Source organism: Blautia sp. MSJ-19 (genome assembly GCF_018918125.1).
In the GTDB taxonomy this organism is placed as follows: domain Bacteria; phylum Bacillota; class Clostridia; order Lachnospirales; family Lachnospiraceae; genus Blautia_A.
The window spans coordinates 236,482-243,195 of the sequence record NZ_JAHLQA010000034.1; the positions used below are offsets into that span (position 1 = coordinate 236,482).

The 6,714-nt window shown below is 42.3% G+C and carries 7 protein-coding genes; all 7 read left to right on the plus strand.

What is annotated here, in order from left to right:
- The first annotated feature begins 9 nt into the window (after window positions 1-9).
- The gene (locus tag KQI91_RS12205) at window positions 10-543 is read left to right on the plus strand and encodes a Holliday junction resolvase RecU (protein ID WP_216393050.1); all 534 of its coding nucleotides are present in this window, start codon (window positions 10-12) and stop codon (window positions 541-543) included.
- A gap of 96 nt (window positions 544-639) precedes the next feature.
- Window positions 640-1,758 carry an ATP phosphoribosyltransferase regulatory subunit gene (gene hisZ / locus KQI91_RS12210; RefSeq protein WP_216393051.1) on the plus strand — a complete coding sequence of 373 codons (1,119 nt, stop codon included), beginning with the start codon at window positions 640-642 and terminating at the stop codon, window positions 1,756-1,758.
- A 1-nt stretch (window position 1,759) separates the two neighbouring features.
- Complete coding sequence (hisG, locus tag KQI91_RS12215) at window positions 1,760-2,401, plus strand: ATP phosphoribosyltransferase (protein WP_216393052.1); 642 nt, start codon at window positions 1,760-1,762, stop codon at window positions 2,399-2,401.
- 24 nt (window positions 2,402-2,425) lie between these two features.
- Complete coding sequence (gene hisD, locus KQI91_RS12220) at window positions 2,426-3,727, plus strand: histidinol dehydrogenase (protein ID WP_216393053.1); 1,302 nt, start codon at window positions 2,426-2,428, stop codon at window positions 3,725-3,727.
- A gap of 12 nt (window positions 3,728-3,739) precedes the next feature.
- Window positions 3,740-4,330 (plus strand): imidazoleglycerol-phosphate dehydratase HisB, encoded by a 591-nt coding sequence (gene hisB / locus KQI91_RS12225; RefSeq protein WP_216393054.1) that lies wholly within the window; start codon window positions 3,740-3,742, stop codon window positions 4,328-4,330.
- 12 nt (window positions 4,331-4,342) lie between these two features.
- A complete protein-coding gene (gene hisIE / locus KQI91_RS12230; protein ID WP_216393055.1) occupies window positions 4,343-5,626 on the plus strand; it encodes a bifunctional phosphoribosyl-AMP cyclohydrolase/phosphoribosyl-ATP diphosphatase HisIE in 1,284 nt (427 codons plus the stop codon).
- Between the two features lie 36 nt (window positions 5,627-5,662).
- Window positions 5,663-6,397 (plus strand): glycosyltransferase family 2 protein, encoded by a 735-nt coding sequence (locus tag KQI91_RS12235; RefSeq protein WP_216393056.1) that lies wholly within the window; start codon window positions 5,663-5,665, stop codon window positions 6,395-6,397.
- The last annotated feature ends 317 nt before the right edge of the window (window positions 6,398-6,714 follow it).

Below are 6,714 nucleotides of genomic sequence, written 5' to 3' on the forward strand. Positions count from 1 at the left end.
AAAGGATTTATGGCAACATGGAACAGCAGAGGCCTCCGGGGTTCCACCCTGGAGGATCTTGTGAATCGAACCAATGAACAATACGCAGAAAAAAGACTCGCCCTGATTCAGAAAATCCCGACACCAATCACTCCCGTCCGCATGGACAAAGAAAACCGTCATATCACACTTGCTTACTTTGAACAGCGAAGCACCGTTGACTATATCGGTGCCGTACAGGGAATTCCAGTCTGCTTTGATGCCAAGGAATGTAGTGTTGATACTTTTCCATTAAGCAATATCCACCCACATCAGGTCGCGTTCATGAATGCCTTTGAACAACAGGGAGGAATTGCTTTTTTTCTTATTCTGTTCAGTCACGCAGATCAGTTTTATTACCTTCCATTCAGAGATCTGATGAAATTCTGGAACCGAATGGAATCCGGCGGCCGCAAAAGTTTCCGACGGGAGGAACTGAATCCTGTATATTATCTGCAAAAAAAAGGAGGATTTCTTGTTCCCTATCTGGATGGAATTCAGACGGATCTGAAATTGCGGGATTGACAATTTTCATTTTTTCTACTATAATTTTCTTTGTTTTACATAGTAGCATGGTAGCACGTTAAAGTGTCTACTTGTAATAATAAGGAGGAAACGATTATGCAGCGAATTTTTCATACACCTGAAGGTGTGCGCGATATTTATAATGGAGAGTGCAGCCAGAAGCATCATCTTCAGACGGAGATCCGCAAAGTATTTGATTCCTATGGATATGAGGAGATTGAGACTCCTTCCTTTGAATATTTTGAAGTGTTCAGCAGAGAAGTAGGTACGATTCCATCCAAGGATCTATATAAATTTTTTGACCGTGAAGGAAATACCCTGGTATTACGTCCAGACTTCACCCCATCTGTATCAAGAGCCTGCGCTACCTACTTTAATCCAGAGCAACAGGTCGTAACCCTTTCCTATACAGGAAACACTTTTATCAATAACTCCAGCTATCAGGGACGTCTCAAAGAGACCACGCAGATGGGCGTAGAGCGTATTGGCGACGATTCCGCTGAGGCAGATGCAGAACTTCTTGCCATGACAGTAGAGTGTCTCCTGAAAGCCGGATTAAAAGAATTTCAGGTCAGCGTCGGACAAGTTGATTATTTCAAATCTCTTCTGCAGGATGCAGATCTGGATATGGAAGCAGAAGAGAATCTGCGTTCTCTGATCTCTCAGAAAAATTATTTTGGTGTAGAAGATCTTGTACGCAGTCAGAACATCCCAGAGTCTCTGGAAAAAGCATTTCTGGAGCTGCCACATCTCTTTGGCTCTGCGGAAGTTCTTCAAAAAGCACGCAGTCTGACAGACAACACCTGTGCAATCAAAGCGGTAGAGCGTCTGGAAGAAATTTACAAAATCCTCAAAATCTACGGATATGAAAAATACATCAGCTTCGACTTCGGTATGCTCAGTAAATTCCAGTATTATACCGGAATCATTTTCCAGGCATATACCTATGGAACCGGTGAGCCAGTCGTAAAAGGAGGCCGTTATAATAACCTTCTGAAACACTTTGGTAAACCGGCTGCTTCCATCGGTTTCGGAATCACCGTCGACAACCTTCTCATGGCTTTGTCCAGACAGAAGATCAGTCTCCCGGAGAAAAAAGCTCCAGTCATTCTGACCTATACAGAAGCAAACCGGCGTGAAGCCATTCTGGAAGCCCAGAAGCTGAGAAGTGAAGGAACTGCCGTAGCTCTTCGCTGCGAAAAGGAGGACTGCTAATATGAGATATCTTACTGTTGCCCTTACCAAGGGAAGACTTGCACAGAAAACCCTGGATATGTTTGAAAAAATCGGGATTACCTGTGAAGAAATGCGTGATAAAGATACCCGTAAACTGATTTTTGTTAATGAGGAACTGAAACTTCGCTTTTTCCTTGCCAAAGGTCCTGATGTACCAACTTATGTAGAATACGGTGCAGCAGATATCGGTGTCACCGGTAAGGATATTATTCTGGAAGAAGGTAGGAAGCTCTACGAAGTAATGGACCTCGGATTCGGAAAATGCCGCATGTGCGTCTGCGGCCCGGAAAGTGCACGTGAATTGCTGCAGAATAACCAGTTGATTCGTGTTGCTACCAAATATCCAAACATCGCCAAGGATTATTTCTATAATAAGAAACACCAGACTGTAGAAATCATCAAACTGAACGGTTCGATAGAACTTGCTCCGATCGTCGGTCTTTCCGAAGTGATCGTAGATATCGTGGAAACCGGAAGCACCCTGCGTGAAAACGGCCTGAATGTCCTCGAGGAAGTCTGCCCACTTTCTGCCAGAATGGTCGTAAACCAGGTCAGCATGAAAATGGAAGATGAAAGGATCCGCAACCTGATCCGCGATCTCAGAAATGTAATCGATAAATAATAACCAATAGAAGGGATGAGCATAATGCGTACAGTAGCACTCACAAAAGAAAGTACAAAAGATATTCTGGAAAATCTTCTGAAACGAAGCCCGAACAATTACGGCAAGTTTGAAGCAGCTGTTGATGAAATTCTGAACAAAGTAAAAACCGAAGGAGATTCCGCTCTTTTTGCCTATACAAAAGAATTCGATAAAACAGAAATTACTGCAGATACGATCAAAGTCACAGAAGAAGAGATCAAAGAAGCCTATGAGGCAGTTGATCCGGCTCTGATCGATGTTATTCGCAAGGCTCTGGTCAACATTCGAAGCTATCACGAAAAGCAGCGTCAGAACAGCTGGTTTACCAGTGAAACCAATGGAACTATGCTTGGACAGAAAGTAACTGCACTGGAACGTGTCGGTGTTTATGTTCCAGGTGGTAAAGCTGTTTATCCTTCTTCCGTACTGATGAATATTGTTCCAGCCAAGGTAGCTGGTGTAGACCAGATCGTCATGACAACACCTCCGGGAAAAGACGGTAAAGTCAATCCATCCACTCTGGTCGCTGCCAAAGAGGCTGGTGCAGATGAAATCTACAAAGTCGGTGGAGCACAGGCAATCGGTGCACTCGCTTACGGTACAGAAAGCATTCCAAAAGTAGATAAGATCGTCGGACCTGGAAATATCTTTGTAGCTCTTGCAAAAAAAGCAGTTTACGGTTATGTCAGCATTGACTCCATTGCCGGACCAAGTGAAATTCTGGTTCTCGCTGATGAGACTGCCAACCCGAGATATGTAGCAGCAGACCTTCTTTCTCAGGCAGAACATGATGAACTGGCTTCCGCTATTTTGATCACAACCAGCAGAGAATTTGCAGAAAAGGTCAGTGAAGAAGTAGACGGTTTTGTCAAAGTCCTTTCCCGTAAAGAAATCATCCAGAAATCTCTGGATAACTTCGGCTATATCCTCATTGCAGAAGATATGGATGAAGCGATCGAAGCAGCCAATGTCATTGCTTCCGAACATATGGAAATCGTAACTGCAAATCCGTTCGAAGTCATGATGAAAGTCCGCAATGCAGGTGCAATCTTTATCGGTGAAAACAGCTCAGAACCTCTCGGCGACTACTTCGCAGGACCAAACCATGTTCTTCCGACCAATGGAACTGCAAAATTCTTCTCCGCACTTTCTGTAGATGATTTTGTCAAGAAATCCAGTATCGTATACTATTCAAGAGAAGCTCTGCGTAAGATTCATAAAGACATTGAACAGTTTGCCACTTCAGAACAGCTGACTGCACATGCCAACTCTATTGCTGTCCGTTTTGAAGACGAAGAACAGTAGGAGGAAACAATTATGCCAAGAGAAGCATCTGTAGAACGTAATACAAAAGAAACAGAAATCAAACTCAAACTGACACTGGATGGAAACGGATATTCTGATATTGAGACCGGTATCGGTTTCTTCAATCATATGCTTGACGGATTTACGAGACATGGCCTTTTTGATCTCTGTGTGCGAGTACATGGAGATCTGGATGTCGATGACCACCACACGATTGAAGATACAGGCATTGTCCTTGGAAATGCAATTAAAGAAGCAATCGGTGACAAAAAAGGAATCCGTCGTTATGGCAGCTGTATCCTTCCAATGGATGAAGTACTGGTTCTCTGTGCAATTGATCTTTCCGGACGTCCGTATTTTTCCTGGGATGCAGAATTTACTTCTGAAAAGATTGGAGATATGTCTACCGAAATGGTAAAAGAATTTTTCTATGCCATTTCTTATTCCTGTGGCATGAATCTCCATATCAAAGTTCTCACAGGAGGAAACAGCCACCACGTAGCCGAAGCAATGTTCAAAAGCTTTGCCAAAGCTCTCGACCAGGCTGTTTCCTATGATCCACGTATCACAGATGTACTCTCTACCAAGGGAAGTCTTGCATAAGGAGGAACACACATGGCAGATAAATTATTAATACCATGCCTGTATCTGCAGTCAGGAAAAGCTGTTACCGGATTCGGTCAGCGAAATCTTTTTGGTGACGGAAATATCGAAAATCTCGTGCGTTTTTACAGAGATAACGGAGCTGATGAACTTTTGGTCTTTGATATCTCCTCCGGAGATAAGGAGCATGAACAGGCCATTGCCAATATTAAACAAATCTGTACAATTGCTGAAATTCCTGTTATGGCAGCAGGCAACATCAACCGTATGGAAGATGTCAAAAAACTTCTTTATGCAGGATGTGCGAAAGTTGTTCTGAACTTTTCCAAAGAAAGCAATATCCAGCTTCTTGAAGAAGTCTCCAAACGCTTTGGTAAAGAAAAAATGGTCATCAGTATTTCTTCGTTGAATGAATTTACAGATAATCAAAAACTGATTGAAGAGTACGCAGATGAGCTCCTTGCACTTGATACGATGCAGGATGAAATAGGCACATGCTCCGATATCAAAGTAATCCTTCACACCGAAGAGAGTAAAACCGCCTCATTAAAAGATCTTCTTCAAAAAGACTCTGTACATGCTTTGAGCGGTGCTTACATCAGTTCTCTTGATGTACAGCTTCTCGATTTTAAAGAAGACTGCAAGGGTTCCGGAATCCCGGTCATTACCTTTGAAAGTGCAATCAGCTGGGCTGATTTTAAGCTCAACAGTGATGGTCTGATTCCAGTGGTAGTTCAGGATTACAAGACTGACCAGGTACTTATGGTAGCATATATGAATGAAGAGGCCTTCCAAAATACTCTGAAAACTGGTAAAATGACTTACTGGAGCCGCAGTCGTCAGGAACTCTGGCTCAAGGGTCTTACCTCTGGTCACTTCCAATATGTAAAATCACTTTCTCTGGATTGTGACAATGACACAATCCTTGCCAAAGTAGATCAGATTGGTGCAGCCTGTCATACCGGCAGTCGAAGCTGTTTCTTCAAACCACTGGTCCAGAAAGAATATAACGATACAAACCCGCTTCATGTCTTTCAGGATGTGTATGATGTGATCGCAGATCGCAAGGTACACCCAAAAGAAGGTTCCTATACAAATTATCTTTTTGATAAGGGAATTGACAAGATTCTCAAAAAAGTGGGAGAGGAATGTGCAGAAATTATTATTGCAGCAAAAAATCCTGACAAAGAAGAAATCAAATATGAAATTTCGGATTTTCTGTATCATGCCATGGTCCTGATGGTAGAAAAGGGCGTTACCTGGGAAGAGATTACCAGCGAACTTGCCCGGAGATAGATTTGGCTGACAGAAACATCCCACAGGAGAATTATCTTGGAATCAAAAACAGACAAACTTTTTATAATCATACCGGCATATAACGAACGGGAAAATATCCGGCAGGTACTTGATGACTGGTATCCTGTCATCAAGGCACATGACGGGCAGGGAGAATCACGTCTGGTCATCATTGATGATGGAAGTAAAGATGACACTTACGCAATCATGCAGGAATACGCAAAAGATCATCCTTTGTTCAGTCCTATCACAAAAGCAAACAGCGGCCATGGTGCAACTGTATTATATGGTTATCACTATGCATTGGATCATGGAGCAGATTTCATTTTCCAGACAGACTCTGACGGACAGACACTCCCGTCCGAATTTGAACAGTTCTGGAATCAGCGAGAAGCATGGGATATGGTCATCGGTTGGAGAAATAACCGACAGGACGGCGGCAGCCGTATCTTTGTCACACGTATCCTTCGCCTCGTGATACGCATCTGTTTCGGTGTTTCTGTGAAGGATGCAAATACCCCGTTCCGCCTGATGAAAGCAGAAACCTTACGCAGATACATAGAACTCATCCCGAAAGATTTCAATCTTTCCAATGTCATTCTTTCAGTGATCTACGCAAAGAAAAACTGCCGCGTAAAATATATTCCGATCACTTTCCGTCCAAGACAGGGCGGTGTCAATTCCATTAATATGAAGAAGATTTTTGGAATCGGACGGCAGGCATTGAAGGACTTCAGAAAAATTAATAAAGTTTTGTCTCGTGGAATTTAAGTAAATTCCAAATAGAATTTGTATAGCTCGAAGCTCAGTGACAGAATATATTTTCTATGAGTTTCGGGCTGTTTCTATTACACTAATACACATTTATGTAAATTCAAAAGCTCAATTGTATCATTTCAATTTTTATAAAAACTAAGCATCGGAAATAATAAATCAGTCTATTTCCCGATGCTTGATATGTGTATTATTGGTTATGCCCGTATAATGGTGTAAATTGAATATTAAAAATAAATAGAGCCAAATGCTCTCCCTTTAGGTATAATAAGTTCACCACAAACAAAATTACCAAGGAGGATTCACAAATGGCT

What these genes read in the sequence shown, in the direction of transcription:
- KQI91_RS12205 (WP_216393050.1), top strand. Translation starts at nt 10, where the DNA reads ATGGCAACATGGAACAGCAGAGGCCTCCGGGGTTCCACCCTGGAGGAT.
- hisZ (WP_216393051.1), top strand. Translation starts at nt 640, where the DNA reads ATGCAGCGAATTTTTCATACACCTGAAGGTGTGCGCGATATTTATAAT.
- hisG (WP_216393052.1), top strand. Translation starts at nt 1,760, where the DNA reads ATGAGATATCTTACTGTTGCCCTTACCAAGGGAAGACTTGCACAGAAA.
- hisD (WP_216393053.1), top strand. Translation starts at nt 2,426, where the DNA reads ATGCGTACAGTAGCACTCACAAAAGAAAGTACAAAAGATATTCTGGAA.
- hisB (WP_216393054.1), top strand. Translation starts at nt 3,740, where the DNA reads ATGCCAAGAGAAGCATCTGTAGAACGTAATACAAAAGAAACAGAAATC.
- hisIE (WP_216393055.1), top strand. Translation starts at nt 4,343, where the DNA reads ATGGCAGATAAATTATTAATACCATGCCTGTATCTGCAGTCAGGAAAA.